The organism is Klebsiella sp. KE9456 (genome assembly GCF_043832615.1).
Classification (GTDB): domain Bacteria; phylum Pseudomonadota; class Gammaproteobacteria; order Enterobacterales; family Enterobacteriaceae; genus Klebsiella; species Klebsiella indica.
In genome coordinates, this window is record NZ_JBDYQK010000006.1 from 156,125 (window position 1) to 175,660 (window position 19,536).

Consider the following 19,536-nt stretch of genomic DNA (forward strand, 5'->3'; position numbering starts at 1 on the left):
CCTCTCGTAGCATAAGAGACGTCTTGCGATTACATAAAAAGTATCGGAAAGCGTACAGAATTATCCATTCCACATCATCCAAATTGCGGGTGTCTGCAAGCGCGCAAGTCAGCAGAGGCATAACTGGTGCTTGCTTACTGCTGGCAAGAGGATGATCTGGCGCAGCAGGTCGTTACTTAAATCAGGTGAGGGGAAAATGCCTACATATTATTTTTTACCCACGAGAAACGTTTTCGGTGAAGGCAGCGTAAAAGAAGCTGGCCAATTGGCAGCGACGTTAAATGTTAAAAAGATATTGATTGTGACCGATAAATTCCTCGCGCAAAACGGTATGGCGGAAAGGGTTGCGGGGATCTACCATGACGCTGGTATAGAGACCCATATTTTTGGTGAGGCAGAACCCAACCCCACGGACAGAAACGTTGAGGCCGGTATCATTTCTTATCGGGAGAACGGCTGTAATGCCATTGTTTCACTTGGTGGCGGATCTTCTCACGACTGTGCCAAAGGTATCGGTCTGGTGGCCGCTAACGGCGGCAATATCAAAGACTATGAAGGTGTTGATAAATCCAGCAATGATATGATCCCGCTAATGGCGATCAATACCACCGCCGGGACGGCTTCTGAAATTACGCGTTTTTGTATTATCACCGACACTGAGCGCAAAGTGAAAATGGCCATTGTTGACTGGCGCGTGACACCGCAGATTTCCATTAACGACCCGGAACTGATGGTAGGAATGCCGCCTTCGCTGACCGCCGCAACCGGTATGGATGCGCTGACGCATGCTATTGAAGCTTATGTGTCGACTATGGCTAATCCGCTTACCGATGCGGCGGCATTAAAAGCCATCAGGATGATCACGCAATATCTCCCTAAAGCGGTGGCCAACGGCGAGTATATGAAAGCAAGGGACAACATGGCCTACGCGCAATATCTGGCCGGCATTGCGTTTAATAATGCCTCTCTGGGGTATGTTCACGCGATGGCGCACCAGCTCGGTGGTTTCTATAATCTTCCTCATGGCGTTTGTAATGCCATATTGCTTCCCTATGTACAGTCGTTCAATTTAATGAGTAATCTCAATCGGTTCAGGGATATTGCCGAAGCAATGGGGGAACATGTCAACGGCATTTCCACGGATGAGGCCGCGGTTAAAGCTATTGTGGCTATCCAACGATTAAGCAAACAAGTGGGTATTCCGCGTGATTTGAAGAGCCTTGGTGTGCGGCCGGAAGATTTCGCCATCATGGCCGATAACGCTAAAAAGGATGTTTGCCAGTTGACTAATCCCCGTAAAGCCTCCAAAGAGGAAGTCATTGAATTGTATCGGCGGGCATATGAAGGTGAACCCGCTCTGTAACGCTTGCCATGAGGTGCGATACGACACCAGCCGAGGTGTTTGTCCACATCCCGCTGCAGGGATTGTCCGGCGAGGCGGAACTTCTTTCCTGAGCGGCGGCGATTAAAACACCGTCATTTCACTGTTTTTGACAAGAATAAAGGCGCCGGATATGTTGCTGGCGCCTTGTGTTGGTCATTCAGTGTGCGCTTTTCCCGTTTCAGCCACTCAGACTTATTGGAATACACTCGCTGCTGTTATCCGTCTGAATCCGTGCCGGCACGCGGTTATCCAGCACCTGAGAGCTTCCATTATGCTGACCACATCCTTGCCTTTCAGCGATTTTCCGTTATGTGAGAGGCTGGATTTGACCCTATATATCCAGATGTCTTTTCTCTCTTACGGTTTCGTTTTCTGCTGACGTTAAGCAAGGCGCTGCTCCATAAGCATTTCTCTTACATTCGCCTCAATGGTGTACAGTCCGCCGCTCCATTCCCGTACTTCTTCTGTCAGGGGGGACTGGCCGCGAATGTGCGCATCATGTATCTCACGGCGGGCATGTGCCCGGCAGGCCGCCTCTGTTATCTGGCCACTGCGGCATAGCTCATTAACCCCGGCATATGCATCCATCTGTAGCCCAGCGGTGAAACCGGTAGATGGGGCTGCCGGGGATACCTCTTCTGTCTGGTGGGAGAGTCGGGGAACCACATTGCCGCTGGCAGTGCTGGCCCGGCGTCACGAACATACGTCCATAGCCGCCTGGCCCTCATTTTCTTATTGCCTGGCAGTTAGACCCGTATCTTCTCTCGTCCTGAAACGAGGAAAATTTACTGATGTTTTGAGCGTACCGCGTAAGAAAGAAGAACTGGCAAATCAGTGTTGTTATGTTATAACATAACAATAAAAATGAAGGGTCATGTTTTCGTACTGGAAAAGCATATGCAGGTGCAGTGTTTAAACTTGAAGATATCCTGGCATCAATCTACGGGGATTCTCATGGATTGATCGCTGCAATTTCACAGCAATATGACAGACATTAGAGAAGTGTGAATGCTTGCCTGGATGGATCAACAGACCCTTGATGAAACCTTATTGACTGCAGAGAGTGGCGCACCAGTCAGCAGAGTTGTTTTGATAACGCCATTAAAGAAGAAGAACTCATCGTGCGCAACGATTCAGGTTAATCCGGACACAACGAATATTTGAGGAGATGTAAGGTAATGTCTGAAGTCAGTGCAAGTTTTCATGGAGATAAACGCCTGCCGGTTACTGTACTTTCGGGATTTTTGGGAGCAGGGAAAACGACCCTGCTTAACCATATTCTGAACAACCGGGAGGGCCGTCGCGTTGCCGTCATTGTGAATGATATGTCTGAGGTAAATATTGATGCAGCCCTGGTGAGGGAAGGTGGTGCGGAACTCTCCCGTACGGATGAAAAATTAGTGGAAATGAGCAACGGTTGCATTTGTTGCACATTGCGTGAAGATCTTCTTCTCGAAGTTAATCGTCTGGCAAAAGAAGGGCGTTTTGATCAGCTAGTCATTGAGTCTACAGGTATTTCTGAGCCCCTTCCTGTTGCTGAAACGTTTACCTTTGCGGGGGATGACGGTGAGAGTCTTTCGACGGTGGCTCGCCTTGATACCATGGTTACCGTGGTGGATGCGTACAATTTTCTGAAAGACTACGGTTCGAAAGACAGCATTCAGTCACGCGGGGAATCGTTAGGTGAAGGTGATGGAAGGCGCGTTGTTGACCTGCTGATCGATCAGATTGAATTCTGTGATGTGCTGGTCCTTAATAAAGTTGATCTTATCAGTGAAGCGCAAAAAGAAAAACTGATGGCGGTTTTACGTTCGCTTAATCCACGGTCAAGAATCGTTGTTTCACAGTTTGGACAGGTTCCGCTGGGCAATATACTTAATACCGGGCTATTTGATTTCGAGCAAGCCGCTCAGGCGCCTGGCTGGCTTAAAGAACTCCGGGGCGAACATACGCCGGAGACAGAAGAATATGGGATTACCAGCTTTGTCTTTCGCGCCCGCCGACCTTTTCATCCAGCCCGTTTCTGCCGGGTGATGGAAAATAAGCTGGATGGAGTTATCAGGTCAAAAGGTTACTTCTGGCTGGCCAGTCGTCCGGAATTCGCTGGTTCATGGTCGCAGGCTGGCGGCATCGCTCGGCAGGGACTGGGGGGAATGTGGTGGGCAAGTGTGCCGAAAGAACGTTGGCCAGAGGACGCTGAGTCATTGAAGTTTATCATGTCTAACTGGATAGATGGCATTGGTGATGCCCGTCAGGAACTCGTTTTTATTGGGATGGATATGAATGAATCAGAACTGCGCAACAAACTGGCTTCCGCCCTGTTAACGGATGCTGAAATGGCGGAAGGGCCTCAAAAGTGGCAGCATTATCCCGACCCTATGGAACCCTGGTTCGAGGAATGAATCGAAGACCCCGCTTTTTAGCTCATATCTGATATTAGCGACAATGTCCTTCGACACTTTTTAAAATGAACGGTGTTGAGCACCGTTTTTAATCACCTCACCAGAACCTACCGAAATATGGTGCAGGTTTATTAGCGCTGATTTATGGGGATCCCGCAGCGCTGTTGCGGGGGGATTAATATTCAGCGCCAGCATTTTACAGATACCTTCACGCTGCTGGCGGGCGTCAGAAAGGGAGACGGCAGGCCAGGCACCCAGCGCAATACGGGTCTTTTTGCCGTTTATACGGTACTTGAGATCCCAGAGACGGGAACCACCAGGCTTGACCAGCAGATACAGACCGTGGGAATCGGAGACTTTAAAAGGTTTTGCGGATGGTTTTAAGTTGCGGATTCTCGCGTCGGACAGGGACATATGGTGGTCACTCCATTATCGAACTAACCTGACCCCAGATTTGACCACCAATTTTTCCCGATGCGGAGGGTAAAATCAAAATGCATCGGGAAGATTTTTCACGCTAACTTATTGAATCTAAATCACATAAGGATTCGCAAAGCGGCATGAAAACAAGAATTTGGCTCCTCTGACTGGACTCGAACCAGTGACATACGGATTAACAGTCCGCCGTTCTACCGACTGAACTACAGAGGAATCGTTGTGGAGTCGTATCTTAGCGGCGAAAAAACTTTTGTCAAACATCAATTCACTGTCCGGTGTTTGACTGGCGTATCCATCAACAATTTGTCGTTATTACCAACAATTTATCGGGAAAAACGCTTTGCAGGATTGCCTGTTCTCTATCATCATTTGAAATGTAGTTTCAACTTTTCTCACTAAGGTCTCCCTTGAACGTCACTTCCACATTACGCCAGTCCGTCGAACGTACGTCCTGGTTCAAAAAACGTAAGAGCTACAGCGTCCTCTACTGGCGTGAAATCAGCCCTCTTGCGGTCCCTATTTTGCTGGAAAACGCCTGTGTGTTGCTGATGGGCGTATTGAGTACATTTTTGGTCAGTTGGTTGGGGAAGGAGGCAATGGCGGGGGCAGGTCTGGCCGATAGCTTCAACATGGTGATCATGTCCTTTTTTGCTGCCATCGATCTTGGAACCACGGTGGTGGTGGCCTTTAGCCTCGGTAAACGAGACCGCCGTCGGGCAAGGGCGGCAGCCCGACAGTCGCTGGCAATAATGACGCTGTTTTCTGTTGTTCTGACGGCAATAATTCACGCTTTTGGTGAAGAGATCATTGATTTTGTTGCCGGAGATGCCACCACACAAGTAAAAGATCTGGCATTAACCTATCTGGAACTGACGGCTCTAAGTTACCCGGCTGCGGCAATCGCCCTTATTGGTAGCGGTGCGTTGCGTGGGGCAGGAACCACTAAAATTCCGTTGTTGATTAATGGTGGAATGAACATTCTGAATATCATTATCAGCAGTATTCTTATTTATGGCATTTTTTCCTGGCCTGGATTGGGATTTGTCGGGGCAGGACTTGGCTTAACGATTGCCCGCTATATTGGCGCACTGGCAACCATCTGGGTGTTAATGATCGGTTTTAACCCGGCGTTGCGGATTTCGCTAAAGAGCTATTTCAGGCCGTTTAATTTCGCCATTATCTGGGAAGTCATGGGGATTGGTATTCCCGCCAGTATTGAATCTGTCTTGTTCAATGGCGGTAAATTGTTGACGCAGATGTTTGTTGCCGGAATGGGGACGAACGTGATTGCGGGTAACTTTATTGCCTTCTCAGTGGCGGCGCTGATCAACCTGCCGGGGAACGCGCTCGGATCGGCGTCGACAATTATTACCGGCAAACGACTGGGTAAAGGGCAAATTGGTCAGGCGGAACGTCAGGCATGGCACGTTTTCTGGCTATCAACAATCGTTTTGACGATCATTGCCTGGGGAACCGCACCATTTGCCGGCCTGATAGCCTCGTTCTATACCAGCGAAAATGATGTCAAAGTCGTGGTGAAGGAACTGTTATGGCTAAATGCCTTTTTTATGCCAATTTGGGCGATGGCCTGGACACTGCCTTGCGCTTTTAAAGGCGCGCGTGATGTGCGTTATACCATGTGGGTGTCGATGCTGGGCATGTGGGGCTGTCGCGTGGTCGCGGGCTACACTCTGGGGATTGTGCTCGGTATGGGGGTAATTGGCGTCTGGCTGGGGATGGTACTCGACTGGGCTGTGCGTGGTGTACTGTTTTATTGTCGGATGGTCAGCGGGCGCTGGTTGTGGAAGTATCCGCGAAACAAGATACGCACAGAGGATGCTGCGACCTAAAGCAGTAAAACCAGGTTCTGACGGGTGGCGAATGCGACTTTTTGTCCAATATGGAGAAAAAGTCGGCAAACGGTTTGAAATGTGAAATCAGCCTTTGACAAGGTGGGGCGTCATCGTTAATATGCGCCCCGTTCACACGATTCCTCTGTAGTTCAGTCGGTAGAACGGCGGACTGTTAATCCGTATGTCACTGGTTCGAGTCCAGTCAGAGGAGCCATATTCCTGTTTTCATGCGTGCTTATAAGTCCCTATTCGATTAGGTTTCAATAAGTTAGCGTGAAAATTTTTCCCGATGCGTATCTGGTTCTCCCTGCGCATCCGGCGAAATTGGTGGTCTGATTTGGGGTCATTTCAGTTCGATAATGGAGTGACCACCATATGTCCCTGTCCGACGCGAAAATCCGTAGTATCAAGCCTTCTGATAAACCCTTTAAACTGACCGATTCTCATGGTCTGTATCTGCTTGTCAATCCGGGCGGTTCACGCCTCTGGTATCTTAAATATCGCTTCAACCGAAAAGAATCCCGCATTGCCTTAGGTGCCTATCCGCAGGTTTCACTTTCCGACGCCCGCCGGCAGCGCGACGGTATCCGTAAACTGCTGGCGCAGAATATCAATCCTGCACAACAACGCATAACTGAAACAGCCGCCGCGTCACCGGAAAAATGCTTTGAGGCCGTTGCGGTGGCATGGCACAAAACCAACAAGAAATGGTCGGCTGACTATGCAGAGCGCATCCTCGCCAGTATGAAAAATCATATCTTCCCGGCAATTGGTCATGTGCCTGCCACAATGCTGAAAACGCAGCATTTCACGGCGTTACTGAAAGTTATCGAGGATAAAGGCTTTCTGGAAGTCGCGTCCCGAACCCGGCAACAGCTTTGCAACATCATGCGTTACGCCGTACAGCAGGGACTGACTGAAAACAATCCGGCGATGCATCTGGAAGGCGTCACCGCGCCGCCGGTTAAAAATCACTATCCCGCCCTGCCGCTGGAGCGGTTGCCCGAGCTGCTGGAACGTATCGGTGACTATCAGCAGGGACGGCAGTTAACAAGGCTGGCGGTAGCGCTGACCCTGCATCTGTTTATCCGTTCCAGCGAACTGCGCTTTGCCCGCTGGAGCGAGATTGATTTCAGAAACAAAATCTGGACCATTCCCGCCACTCGCGAGACCATAGAGAAAGTCCGTTTCTCTGGTCGTGGCGCAAAAATGCGTACCCCGCATATTGTGCCGCTTTCTCATCAAGCTATCGCCATTCTGAAGAAGATAAATGAAATCTCCGGTCATCTGGAACTGGTGTTCCCCGGTGATCACAATCCTTACAAACCGATGAGTGAAAACACCATCAACCGGGCGTTACGTCTGATGGGCTACGATACCAAAACCGACATCTGCGGGCATGGCGTCCGGGCAATGGCCTGTAGCGCACTGGTGGAATCTGAACTCTGGTCGCGGGATGCGGTGGAGCGTCAGATGAGCCATCAGGAGCGTAACAGCGTGCGGGCGGCATATATTCACCGCGCCGAACACCTCGACGCCCGCAAGGCTATGATGCAATGGTGGTCGGATTATCTGGATGTCAGCCGCGAGGGATACGTTGCGCCCTATATTTATGCCCGGCGGCATGAGGCAGCCTGAGCCAGTAGCAGTATGATTTGTTAAAAATGAAAAAGCAGATCCTGATTGAATCCGGATCTGCTTTTTGCATCGAGAGGATTTGACTTCAATTTTATAGTTACTAATCAGAAAGCGTACAAAATTATTCCACGTCGAATAATTTCAGGCGATAACTGCCAGATAATCTGTACCAGAAACCGATTTACCGATACGCCATAACTGCACCAGTTCAATGTCACCGTTTACCTGCACCAGTCTACCGTAGCCTGTTAATATCAGGACTGCACCAGTTAAAGCCCTTTCAGTCCCTGGCCCTTTCCGGTCTGGCGCTGTTACCCTTCGTCACCCTTTACCGGGCCTTTTCCTTTTGCTGGCGCAATCATCAGCAAGAGTACTGTGATGCTGCACCAGAGACGAATAATAGGCTATACCGTTCAGAATCATCGTTATTGAGAGGAAAACGTACAAAAAATTTCTGGGTGGAAATTTTTTGTACGAAAACCGATTAATCACCCAATTTTTTAAGACAACGACTATCAATCGCTCTTGTCTGCATATTTTACAAGTTAAAAACTATTATTGTTTGTCAGTCAACTTCCCGCCCGTAAACCTGCGCCACATACCGCCCACGTCCGTCGCCGTGACCCAAATCCATCGCCGTCATTGCCAGCGCTTCCTTCTCACAAAATCCCTGCGCCAGATAATGACGAATGGCATCCTGCGCCCACGCATAGCGCAGTGAATGTGGGGAATATGCGCCCGTTAACCCGAGACGTGACGCCTGACTGTGCCAGTATTTCATAGCGCTTTTCAGGTCCGGCTTATCGATCAGCCTGCCGTGACGATCTTCTGCCACGGTCAGCGCATTATCCAGCGCTTTTCTGACAGCATCAGCATCAAGAATAATCGTCTCGCGGGGTCGTCCGCCTTTGGTGCCGAACACCACGGTTAACCGGGTATCACAGCGCTCCAGCGCCTGCCGCCACGTTTTCAGCGACTGTACGCTCTGCACCGCCTCCTGCGAACGCAGCCCCATCAGTCTTGAAAGTTCCAGCGCTGCCGCCATCCCCGGATCTTTTACGCGGGCGTTTTCCAGTGCATACCGGTAATGATCCGGCGTGATCGCCAGCTTCGTGCCGTTACGGGATGCGCCGGACAATCCCAGAGAGCGGTTGTTCAGCCGCTCACTCTGCGCCAGCCTGTCGCGCCCGGCCTGTTTCAGAATGCAGCGCACCGCCGCCATCTCGTTTTGCAGGGAACGCTTCGTGATGCCCTGCGCCAGTCGCTCGCGGACATAGCCTTCAATATGCCGCGCCTTAAGCTGCTCCACCCGGCGAATCTGCACATTCTGCGCCAGCACCAGACGCTCACAAAACCGCTGCGCCAGCTTAATGCGGTCGTGAACGGTTTTATGGCTGCCGCCAGCCTGCTGTGCAAGACGCTTCATTTCCTGCTCCAGAATCCCCATATTTTCCCCTTTTCATGATTGCCGCAAACTCATCCCAAAAACCCAACACTGATACAGCTTTCCCCGGTGCGTAGGCCAATAGCCCCTGTTTTTTGTCGGGGCTGCGAACGATACCTGAGCGCCGGGGCGGCAGCCGTTGAGGTGTGGTGGGGCTTCGGTTGTGCTCTCTGAGCAGCCGCCCGCCTTAGCGGGTTATCCCCCGGATCGTCCTGATCCCCCTCCGGTATCGGTTCATGTTCTCCTTATTGGTTAAATGGCCTGAAAAGGCAGTGTCAGAATCCAGCGATAAGCTGGCGCAGTTGAGTTTTCTGGTGCAGGTAAAAAGGGTTCGTGCGTCACTTTCCCGCTCTGCGCGGTTAAAGTGACGCACTGGCACTGGTGTAGTGTCTGAAAATTTATCGTCTGGTGCAGTTTTGCGGTCACGCGGCAGCAAAGCCTTCCGGCAATGCAGGCCACAGCCCGTAAGGTAAAAGGCGCTGAGGGTGTCAGCAGATACAGGTTAGTCGGGAGAATTCCGGCGCGGTGCAGATTCAGACCAGCAGGCTGGCGCAGTAAAAGGACGTATCGTGTTAAAACTCGGGCCTCCGTTGCGATGCTCTGCGACCCGGTGTTTGCAGAGGTCTGCACCGGTAAACGGATCAACCTTCCTGATAACAGGCGCTTCTTTCAGGTTGTGAAGCGTGGCGCTGTCAACGACAGCATAGAGCAAGGGGGAGGCTACGCCAGTACCGCTGGCGCGGAAAGGAGAAACTGTTTTTACCTGCAAAAAATTTTTTAATCACTTGTCGTTATAAAAAATGAGGGCGCGGTATGTGACAGCGCCCTCGTTCAGGTTACATAAAAAGCATCAGCTCAGAATGGCTTCCAGTCGGGCCAGTACTTCATTCACGACAGCATCGGGTATACGTTCCAGCCGCTTACCGTTACGGGCTCCCATATCAATGGTTCTGGGCTGGTCGCAGCGAATAACGCCCGTTGTTTTTGTTCCCGCGCCGTCCAGTGAGACGGTAAAACCGGCTGCGCGGGCGAAGTTTCCACCGCTGGTGACGGGAACAACAACGGGCAGCCGGGTCAGCTTGTTAAACGATGCCTTCGATACGATAAGCACCGGACGTTTTCCGCTTTGCTCGTGACCAGCAATCGGATCCAGTGAAACGAGCCAGATTTCCCCTCTGTCCATTTACAGGATCTCCTTGCCCACCGCAGGCGCATCAATCCATTCCCGATCCTCTTCACTCATTTCGGCGTGCGGATCGCACTGCGCCAGCAGTTCTTCGAGCGAATAGCGGGGACGTTTTTGAGGTTCAATAATCAAGCAGCCATTATCAATGATCATGCCCACTTCGCTGTCCGTCGACAGCCCCAGCGTTTTTAGCACGGCGGGAGGAACCGCCAGCATGACGGATCCGCCAACCTTTTTCAGACGAGTGGTATACATAGCGCACCTCCGGATATTATATTTTAATATAACATCTACGGCAGGCGATGCACAATTATTCATCAGATTCATTGTGATTTCCTTAGCGTAATAAAGCGTGAAGAAAGCCTTAATCCATCAGAGGACAGATCCGGCAGTTTTCAAAGGCGACATTGCCGGTAAAAGGGCAACCATCCTGATACCTCAGGCGCTTCTTTCAGGTCATGAAGCATTTCGTGCAGGCGGGAGCTTAGTGGGTAACAAAGAAGGCTGATAATAGGAAACTGTTTTTGCGATTCAAAGGATTATGACGGATCGGATAAACAAAATGCGGCGCAGCTTCCGTATCCGGGCTGCGCCGGGGGGATATCAGCGGTAGCGCGAAAGCCAGTTTTGTTCCGGCGTGACACCCAGCGCGTCGGCAATCAGTTTTTCACCTTTGGGCCAGTGGCGGTAGAGTGCATTTTCCAGCGTGGAAGAGGCCAGACCCGCCTGACGAGAAAGTGCCGCCAGTGAGGTTCCCTTTTTTCTTACGGCCGCGATAATGTCGGCAGGATGCCAGTCAGACTGCATCATGCTTTGGCCTCCACCCCGTCAATAAACTTCACGCCGTCGGCGGTACGTAACCAGCGTGGAGCAGTGATTTCATCAGAGAAATAGTGGATCAGGTCGTACAGCAGGCAGCCAAGGTAATTTCGGGTTTCCGGTAATAGCCCCTGTCCCGTCAGCACCTGCGTCAGGGCAAGGCAGTAGTGGCAAAGTTCGGTACATTCGGGATCGAAACGCGGTGAGCTGGCAGGGAGTGTATCAACGGTCAGACTGTCCATCATGTGATCCGGGATCGGATCGAGCAGCGAGGGCTGGAGCAGCCTCAGACAGGCGTTAAGCCTGCCGCAGAGCGCCATTTTCAGCGTGGGATCGTCGTGTTCGATCAGGATTTCGGCGAACTGTTTGCAGTGTTCTGCCAGTACGGTGAAATCCGTGGCAGCGTTGAAGGGAACGGAAAGTTGCTCAGAGTTTCGTTATTTGTGATTTGTCTCTCCTCATTATCGAGAGGAATTTTAAGGTCATAGAACTGGACATTTTTTGTAAGCTCTAATCTGTCAATCATTAAATTATCCCTTATGAATTTTACAAGTCTAATTTCTTTTTTCTACACATCTTGTTCAATTGAGCTTTCCGTCGATTCGATAAGTACTATTTCATCACCAGAATGATTAACCAACCTCTGCATCGCTGCATTAAAACGATAGTCCACAACCAGCACCTCCTGTTCAATCCAGCGCTGTTCCTGCCTTAATTGCGTAAGTTGAGGACAATCCGGCGCGGTATCCCAGGCATGTTTTCCGGCCCCAATCACCTCATTAACCTGGTGTGCTGACGGCCAAAAGTCCGGTAACCAGATCCGGCAGGCTCGGGCCAATGAGTGGGATAGTTGTCGGGCAATCGTCAATCCATTCGGATCGAGATCGGGAAAATGTACCCAAGGTATATCCTGCCCGTATTGCGAAATCCACCGGCAGGCGGGTTGATAATTCAGACCGGGAGCAAAAATCAGTATCAAACCATCAACAAGCGGCATATCAACATAAGCACCTAAATTTTCAACGGTCATGATCAGTTGTGCCGATGACATGTCCACAGAGAGTAAATCAAGTAGCATTCGTTCTGGCAAACAACACTCCGAACGCCATCGACTTTCATCATCGGCAAACAAAACGTTTTCCCTATTATTGCCGGTAAACGTTAGCCGCAGCGCCGTCCCCTGGCTACGAAGTCGTAAGATATCATCATAGGTAACGGTCTGCCCTTTGACTAAGGGTTGGCTCAGACTTGCTTTACTGTTACCTCGCCATGCCGACGCTGATTTATGATGGATCCTCTGCATTCGCCGTGGGATAGCCGGACGATGCTCTTTTCTGCCAATGATCTGTTGTTGTATCTGTTGCTGCACCTGCACCAGCAGGATTTCCAGGCGTTCACTTTCCACCAGCCGCCAGCGATTGCGCGTGAAAGGGATGATAATACCCAGTTCAGCCAGATAATTTCGTAGCAACTTTTCCTTATCATTTTCGAACATCATTTGCCGTTCTTTCAGTTGCTGAAGAATATCGCCAAGTTCACTGACCGGGAAACCTAACTGAAACAGTTGCTTATGCATTAAATTGCTTTCACCTCGTCACTTTCAGCATTCTCTGCTGTAGCCAGATAGCTATCAACGTCAAATGGCAACTGCTGGGCGTCGCGGACACCGGTAATTTTCACCTGATGGTGCGTAACACTTTGCCCGTTGGCTCCCGTGTCCTCTGTCCTGACTATGCGCACCAACTGGTAGCCGGTTCCGGTAATTTTTCCTAACGTTTCCGGGGCCGCAACCAACATCTGGCACCCGGTTCTTACCGCCAGTTCATGGACTGTCGCCTGAGAGGCGGCATCCAGACGGGAAACCTCGTCCATCACCAGCGGCAAAGTGAAAGGCTCTTTGTTACCGTGAGAGCTACGTCCCCAGTGCCTGAGCACGGCAATCAGCACCGCCAGCCCGGAGCCGATTCGTTCCCCGGTTGACAGGCTGGAAGCGTTCAGTGGTTCAAACTGCTCTGCGCCACGACGCTGTATTAGCGTTTTTACATCCAGATAATTACGGTGATCCAGCAAATGTGAACCATCAATTTCATGTTGATTGATTTTTTTATACAGGCCAGCCAGCGCTTCGGTAACGGTTCCTGCCGTGGAAAAGAGATCGTCCATACCATATCCGCCTGATTTCAGGGCGTTCAGGGTATCCTGAAAATGCTTAACCGTCCTGGCTTCCAGACGCACACTGGCAACCTGCCCAAAGCCAATTCCGGTAAGTTCAGCGCTTAACCGGCTTATCGCCCTTTTTTCATCGTTAATCCGGCGCGATAGAGCGTCGGCCAGTTCATCCCGGCGCATCTGGAACGCAGCCTCGGTTTCAACCAACATGATCTGTGCGTCTTTCGCCGCCTTAGATAACGCCTGCAACATTTCTCTTGGCTGTGTAGTGCGCTGGATATCCTGCCGTGCACGGCGGCGAAACAGCGCCACTGCGCGGCTGTAAAGCGTGGCACAGACTTCAGCGATGTCAGATGTATCCTGACCGCAGGACGCTAATTGCCGCATAAAGGGGTCGGCTGAAGAAATAGAATATTCAATAGTTAACCGGGTCAGTTGAGTCAGCAATGATTGATCAACTAGCAAAAGCGCTCCCGGTGATGGTACTTTGCCATTGATCAGCATTTCGCGCATTACAGGTTCCAGCTCACCATAAGAGCCATCGGCTTTTAATGCACTTATAATTCCGTTGCGCTGCTTAGTTATCTGTTCAATTTTTTCTGTCAGGGCAGTAAGTTTGTTATTTTGATTTGTCAGGTTTAATTCTTCTTTTGAGCGTTGCTGATGCAACGCAGCCGTTTTTGTATAGCACTCTCTTAAATTGTTATTCAGTTTTTCAAGTTGGCTCTGTAAATGCGCGAGCTGTGAGGCAAGTTTAATTTCCAGACCGAATGTGTAGGGAAATGGCAAATTATCCAGATCATTTTTAGCCTCATCACGATTCTGGCGGTAGCGAGTAATCGCGGATATCATATCTGAATAAAACTTATTTTTTTCAGCTAACTCATTTTTTGCATTTCTGAGTTCCTGTTTAATCCGTTCGCCATCCTGTTCCAGTCGTTTTTGATCGTCTGATAAGAGGATTTGCGCTTGGGCTTCATCTTCCAGTATTTTCTGAGCATTAGCATATTCCTGGTTAAGGTGAGCACGAACACTGTCTAACTCTTTCACCAGTCGAACTCGCATTGCAGAGGTTTGCCAGACTTTCTCGTTCTGCTCAACCTGCTGACGTACTTGCGCTATATTCTCCGGGTATTCTTCCCGTAGTAACGGATACTCTTTTTCTATCTGATTAATTAACGGCTGATAGCGTTTAATATCACGCCCGGCAGCTTCAGCCCGCTTTATCTGATCACCAATCTCGGTCAGTTCCTGTGGAAAATCCCGAAACAGGATTTTACTCTCTGGTTCACATTCCTGTAGCGCCAGTAAGAGATTCCGGCTTTTTTTCCACTGACTGGACACGCTTCTCTGTTTTTCTTCAATATCTGTCAGAGCGGTATGACGATGACTTCGCTGTCGGCGAGTATCCTCCAGCGGTGGTTCGTCATCCCAGATAAATGGGGGGGCCGCGCTAACGGCCTTGAGATGTTCGTTGTGGCGTTCAACGTCTTCAATCTCACGTTCCAGCGTCTCGCTCTTTTCTTCCGCCAGTTGAATCTGTTGGTCCAACTGAAGGATAAGCGCCTCGCGGGCTTTATCACCTAATACGGGCTCTGAACGTATCTGACTGATACGGCGGTAACGCGATTCATCTATAACACACCAGGGCGGGAGGATACTCTCCTCCGTGTTATATTGGTCGGTGATATCTTTAAAAAGTAATTCCGACTCGAACGGTTCGTTGCGCAAAACGTCTATAGGCTGGGTGACACTGATCAACAAAATATCGGGAAGCGGCCATTGCTCATCGTATTGTGTAAGCAATTGTCTGGCGGCATCATCGACATCACCATTGACAAGTATAGCGAACATTAACGGCCCTAATGCCGCCTCAAAATACCCGGCGTCCTGTACTTCGATATCTGCGTACAGTTCAGCAACCGATATTCCCGATACGTCAGCGGCAAGAGTCCGTAAATACTCAAGACTCCCAGCTTCTCTTCCACTCAGTTTGTCACGACGCCCCTGGCATTGTTTTATTTCCGTTTCGTAGCCAATGACTATCTGCCGAAGTGATTTAATGCGTAACGCATGGTCAAGAATAAGTTGTTCGCAGCGTTGCGGTGTCAAATCATCATCAGGAAAAATAGTACGTAAATAGCTAACTGATGGCTGATATTGGTGCCACTGCTGACTCTGTTGCTCATAGCGTGCAATATCGATATCAAGCTGCTTAATTTGTTCCTGTACTTCGGTCTGACGTTGCGCTAATTGTTCCTTTTGTTCATTTAAGCGCAATTCGTGCTCTTGTTGCATCACCAGTTGCTGCGCAAAATCCTCATCGCTCAATGGCAGCGATAGCATGCCTGCATCGCGAAGCCGCTGCTGGAGACGCCGCTGTTTTTGATGATCGCTCAATAACGTTTTATGATGCTGTTGTCGCCCACTAAGTTGAGCGTCTTCGATACGCCATTTTTCCAGTTGAGCACATTTTTCCCTAAACCAGCGCTGAGCGTCTGGAGGAGAGATATTATCCCCCAATTTTCGCGCGCTGTTTGCGGCGAAAGTATAAGCATTCAGGATTTCCTGATGAGATCGTAATTGGCGCTCTGCATGGTTGAGGGCATTCCCCGCCTCTTTTTCCTGATTCGCTAACTGTTCAATGAATGTGGTTAATTCAGACAGCGTAAAAGCCATATTCCATTGGTTAATCTCATCATAGAGCTGTTTTGCGTGGTTATATTGCGATGCCATTTTCTGAGCAACGTCATAACGCGACACGACATTAGACAGCTGTTTGGCTGTGCGTAGCTGGCTTTCTTCATTCTCACTTTTTTTTCTTTCCAGCTCATCAACAATGCCTTGCTGGAGTTTGCTTGTTTCTTCCGCACTCTCTAACTGAGGTTCAAGTTTATTCAGTTCACCAATTGCTCTTTGCTCGTGATCAAAGTAAATCCTACCATCACGAGCACATAACAGCCGGGGCTCAATATCACTCATCTGTTGTTGCGCTATTGACTGTTCCGATTTTATGGCGTCTTCCTTACGCCTTAGGGAACTCAGGCTTTCCTCAATTTTTTCCAGCTCACGTTCAATCCGATATTTTTCTTTCTGAATAATAGTGCGCTCTTCATCATTCATCGCCAGCGTTTTCTCAATAACTGACCACGTATTGGCTGAAAATGATAAGCTCAACGTAAGTAATGAATTAAAAAATTGATAATCCTTTTGATAACTTTGCAGGTCTTGCTGCGTAAGCCTGACTTTGATCATGGACTCATGCACCATATTCACTACGGAATGTATATTCCCGCGAGTATGAGCCATTAAATAAGCGCTGAGATGTTTTTCTATCGATTTATCCAGACGCCCGGCCATTGCCGAATGAAGGATCTGGGCCAGACGGTATTTATCATCGGGTGACTGACAGGCTCGGGGTAAAATGCCATGCTGAAACAGTGCCAACATGTAGGCATTTGGGTCTTTAAATGACTGAATAGCGCATCCTAATAGTGCTGCTTTATCGCGTAACTGATCTGTTGTTACCGGGTGAGCCACTTGTCCCTTACGATCAAGTAAACAATCCAGTGGGTTAACGCTATCGGGAAGTTTCAAACAAAATAGCTGGGTTTCTAGTGTTGTTCCTGTCTTTTTTTCAGCCCTAACGACGTACAGATGCCGGTGGCCTGTCCCTCGGGCCTCAATCTCCAGAGCAACAATACTGGGCTGCCCTAAGCGTGGAAACATTTCGCTGTCTTTTATTGATGTTGAAACTTTGAAATCATCCTTAGTCCCTAAACTAATGTAGCGAATATCAGGGATCTGGCTGAACATAAACGCGCCCAACAAAGACGTTTTTCCCGCACCATTATTGCCCAACAATGAAACGGTGCCACCATACTGTCGCGATGTACGCAGTGCGTGAGGATTCACCAGATTTAACGTTCGGGCCATAATGCCATTAATGTTGACAATACTAAGGCTACGTATCAGAGGGTAATGGTTCACAATTGTTCCCCTTCATGAGTCCCGGAAGCAAATAAATCACCCGTTGCATCCATTTCTTCTTCGGCAGAGAAACGATCGCTCTCTGCCAAATCTTCATCTACACTATCCCGCGCTGCCTCATCAATATTGACCAGATAACCCTCTTGAATCAGTTCAGCCAGGCGTTGTGGAATTTCTGACTCTTGCTGTAATCCTCGCAGCGGTTCAATAAAACGATAAATAGCGGGTGTTGTCTGGAAGGATTGCCGATCCTTAGAGAGTTGAATAAAAGCATAGCGATCGAATACTATAAGCGCCTTTCTGATTTCATCCTGGATTTTAGATAAATCGTATTGGGTCTGTTGCCCAGGACGACGGCGGAATAACTCCAGCATTCTGGTTTCAGATAATTGATTACTCATTCGCTCCAGTAGTTGATTCGTTGTGAACCACTCTTTTTGGCTAAGCTGTTTTTCGAGTTCCATTGCAACAATAATCAAACCAGTGACCATCTGCAACTCATTAAATCGCTCTAATGGTATTTTCCCACGGCGCTGAGGCAGTAAGTAATAAACAGATTCATTGGAAAAGCATAGAGATAAAGACAAGCAGTCGTAATATTCACAAAGCGGATTAAATGCCTGATTAACAAATGAATACAGCATATAATCCGCAGGTAATATATTAACCCCTCTACGTAATTTATAATCTACAACGGGGAATAGAGGTGATTTCATCACATCCAGAAATGTATTAAATTGATCACCCTGTGTGGATTCAAGCTCAGTCATTGAGATCACCTTGTGAAATTAGCCATTGCTCTTCGATTTCGTAATTTGCTGACTCATCCATTAAAACCCATTCCGGGGAAATATCATCCTGGATATTGTCACTCTGTTTCATCAGTTCTTTTATTGTACACTGTGCCAAGCGAAAGCGAACCGTTTCATTGAATGGGAATTTACTTAAAATATTTCTGATAACAGAAACGTTACTCACCGGTTTATTATCACTTAATGCCTTTTCAACAAACTCCCTTGCGAAACTCTCTAACTGAAACGCAGGCATCTCCCGCACCAATTCTTCATCATCATTATCATCGAGGAACAACGCATTATCCGCCGGAGGCGGCGGTGTGTCCCATTCACGTAATTGCATTAGCTTAACGGTCGAAGGTAATGCTAACGACCATGATGACCGACCAAACAACTCGATAGTACGATCGATTAAATACCCCAGATTAGCATTGGGATCTAACGCGATACGGATGCGTATACGGTCCAGTACGCTGCTAAAGAATCCGGATAAATCCCTTAAGGAATGATTAGCGAATTCTCGGACATCCATTAATGAACCAAACAAAGAGGATAATGTATTTTTTAATCGCTGAGCCCCACCTTTTTTTACGACTGTATTTTGCAAAATTTCCAGTTGTATTAATACCGCATCGGCACGGTTCATTACTAACATTCTCAAATCGTTGATCTGACCAGCCAGCGTACGTATTATTTCCAGAAGTTGCTGAATTTCCATTTCCAGAGAAACACCAATTTCATTTTGTATCTCGGAGCGCATTGAATGAAATTTAGAGATAAGGAATTCCTGATTTTTAAAAACGCCCGTCAGCAGATCCTTCAAGCTCGGTAAAAAAAGGTCTACCTTCACCAACCATTCACTATCAGTAATTTTTTCTCCATCGCTGGCAGCATTTAAACTGGACAGTTCCTGATCAATTCTCAGATAACGTTGGCTTAATGTTTCTTTATCCTCTAATTCATCAGATTGTTGGAAAGGTTTTAACAAATCATGCGCTAACTGAGTCAGACGATATGTTCCACCCACATCAGCGACAGACATTCCGGCCAGTGACAACAATCCCTGCTCCAGCGCTCGTTTCAGAAAGTTATTAACCCGAACATCGGAGGTATTAGGATCCTCATTTATTCTTTCATCAACGTAACGGATGATGCTGTGACATGTGGCCTCATCGTAGCCGGATTGTACAAAGTAATGCTCACTATTTGATTCGACACCTGACTCCTCCATACCCCACATCGCCATCGCCGCCAGATAACTAAACTCATTAGGGGTAAGATGCAAATTCGGCTGGTATTTACTGATTTTTAACAATATGCAGCTTAGTGGGCTAGTAAACTGCTGCGGTGTAGGTGTGACATTGTCCATGATAAAGCTCACCTCGGCTTTTCTCGTTCAGTATCCATGCTGTTATATCA

General features: G+C 48.7%; 13 protein-coding genes, 2 tRNA genes and 3 pseudogenes. 6 read left to right on the plus strand and 12 right to left on the minus strand.

Annotation, left to right across the window (positions count from 1 at the left end; all coding sequences use genetic code 11):
- The first annotated feature begins 196 nt into the window (after positions 1–196).
- Positions 197–1,363, plus strand: coding sequence for an iron-containing alcohol dehydrogenase (locus ABK821_RS08200; RefSeq protein WP_138360534.1), 1,167 nt, complete (start codon positions 197–199; stop codon positions 1,361–1,363).
- A gap of 405 nt (positions 1,364–1,768) precedes the next feature.
- Here ABK821_RS08200 and ABK821_RS08205 read toward each other — a convergent pair.
- Positions 1,769–2,130 (minus strand): annotated as a pseudogene (locus ABK821_RS08205) (transposase); the annotation flags it as partial.
- Between the two features lie 432 nt (positions 2,131–2,562).
- Here ABK821_RS08205 and zigA point away from each other — a divergent pair.
- Complete coding sequence (gene zigA, locus ABK821_RS08210; protein ID WP_343178273.1) at positions 2,563–3,786, plus strand: zinc metallochaperone GTPase ZigA; 1,224 nt, start codon at positions 2,563–2,565, stop codon at positions 3,784–3,786.
- A 171-nt stretch (positions 3,787–3,957) separates the two neighbouring features.
- On the opposite strand, the pseudogene ABK821_RS08215 reads toward zigA, so the two are convergent.
- Positions 3,958–4,200 (minus strand): annotated as a pseudogene (locus tag ABK821_RS08215) (Arm DNA-binding domain-containing protein); the annotation flags it as partial.
- Between the two features lie 161 nt (positions 4,201–4,361).
- Positions 4,362–4,437 (minus strand) — tRNA-Asn (locus tag ABK821_RS08220).
- Positions 4,438–4,443: 6 nt separating this feature from the next.
- Between ABK821_RS08220 and ABK821_RS08225 the strand changes: the two genes are divergently transcribed.
- From ABK821_RS08225 to ABK821_RS08240, 4 genes are all read left to right on the plus strand, one after another.
- Positions 4,444–4,623, plus strand: a complete 180-nt coding sequence (locus ABK821_RS08225) for a DUF5951 family protein (protein WP_395033915.1) — start codon at positions 4,444–4,446, stop codon at positions 4,621–4,623.
- An 8-nt stretch (positions 4,624–4,631) separates the two neighbouring features.
- Entirely contained in the window at positions 4,632–6,074 is a 1,443-nt protein-coding gene (locus ABK821_RS08230; RefSeq protein ID WP_138363240.1) for an EmmdR/YeeO family multidrug/toxin efflux MATE transporter, read from the plus strand.
- A 141-nt stretch (positions 6,075–6,215) separates the two neighbouring features.
- Positions 6,216–6,291 (plus strand) — tRNA-Asn (locus tag ABK821_RS08235).
- A gap of 161 nt (positions 6,292–6,452) precedes the next feature.
- Positions 6,453–7,715 (plus strand): integrase arm-type DNA-binding domain-containing protein, encoded by a 1,263-nt coding sequence (locus ABK821_RS08240; RefSeq protein WP_343178274.1) that lies wholly within the window; start codon positions 6,453–6,455, stop codon positions 7,713–7,715.
- A 565-nt stretch (positions 7,716–8,280) separates the two neighbouring features.
- Here the strand turns inward: ABK821_RS08240 and ABK821_RS08245 are convergent.
- The 9 genes and pseudogenes from ABK821_RS08245 to ABK821_RS08285 form a co-directional block, all read right to left on the minus strand.
- Entirely contained in the window at positions 8,281–9,162 is an 882-nt protein-coding gene (locus ABK821_RS08245; protein WP_343178275.1) for an integrase domain-containing protein, read from the minus strand.
- 847 nt (positions 9,163–10,009) lie between these two features.
- A complete protein-coding gene (locus ABK821_RS08250) occupies positions 10,010–10,342 on the minus strand; it encodes a type II toxin-antitoxin system PemK/MazF family toxin (protein ID WP_098142490.1) in 333 nt (110 codons plus the stop codon).
- On the minus strand, positions 10,343–10,600 hold the full coding sequence (locus ABK821_RS08255) for an AbrB/MazE/SpoVT family DNA-binding domain-containing protein (RefSeq protein ID WP_138363237.1): 258 nt from the start codon (positions 10,598–10,600) through the stop codon (positions 10,343–10,345).
- Between the two features lie 348 nt (positions 10,601–10,948).
- Positions 10,949–11,155, minus strand: coding sequence for a helix-turn-helix transcriptional regulator (locus tag ABK821_RS08260; RefSeq protein ID WP_138363236.1), 207 nt, complete (start codon positions 11,153–11,155; stop codon positions 10,949–10,951).
- Positions 11,152–11,586 (minus strand): annotated as a pseudogene (locus tag ABK821_RS08265) (hypothetical protein); the annotation flags it as partial. The gene ABK821_RS08260 and the pseudogene ABK821_RS08265, both read right to left, overlap by 4 nt.
- A gap of 146 nt (positions 11,587–11,732) precedes the next feature.
- Positions 11,733–12,740 carry a Wadjet anti-phage system protein JetD domain-containing protein gene (locus tag ABK821_RS08270; RefSeq protein WP_138361576.1) on the minus strand — a complete coding sequence of 336 codons (1,008 nt, stop codon included), beginning with the start codon at positions 12,738–12,740 and terminating at the stop codon, positions 11,733–11,735.
- Positions 12,740–17,323, minus strand: coding sequence for a chromosome partition protein MukB (gene mukB / locus ABK821_RS08275; RefSeq protein WP_138361575.1), 4,584 nt, complete (start codon positions 17,321–17,323; stop codon positions 12,740–12,742). Before mukB ends, ABK821_RS08270 begins: the two co-directional genes overlap by 1 nt.
- A complete protein-coding gene (locus tag ABK821_RS08280; protein WP_138361574.1) occupies positions 17,320–18,093 on the minus strand; it encodes a chromosome partition protein MukE in 774 nt (257 codons plus the stop codon). Before ABK821_RS08280 ends, mukB begins: the two co-directional genes overlap by 4 nt.
- On the minus strand, positions 18,086–19,486 hold the full coding sequence (locus ABK821_RS08285) for a hypothetical protein (RefSeq protein ID WP_138361573.1): 1,401 nt from the start codon (positions 19,484–19,486) through the stop codon (positions 18,086–18,088). The genes ABK821_RS08280 and ABK821_RS08285 overlap by 8 nt, the downstream gene beginning before the upstream one ends.
- Positions 19,487–19,536: the final 50 nt, after the last annotated feature.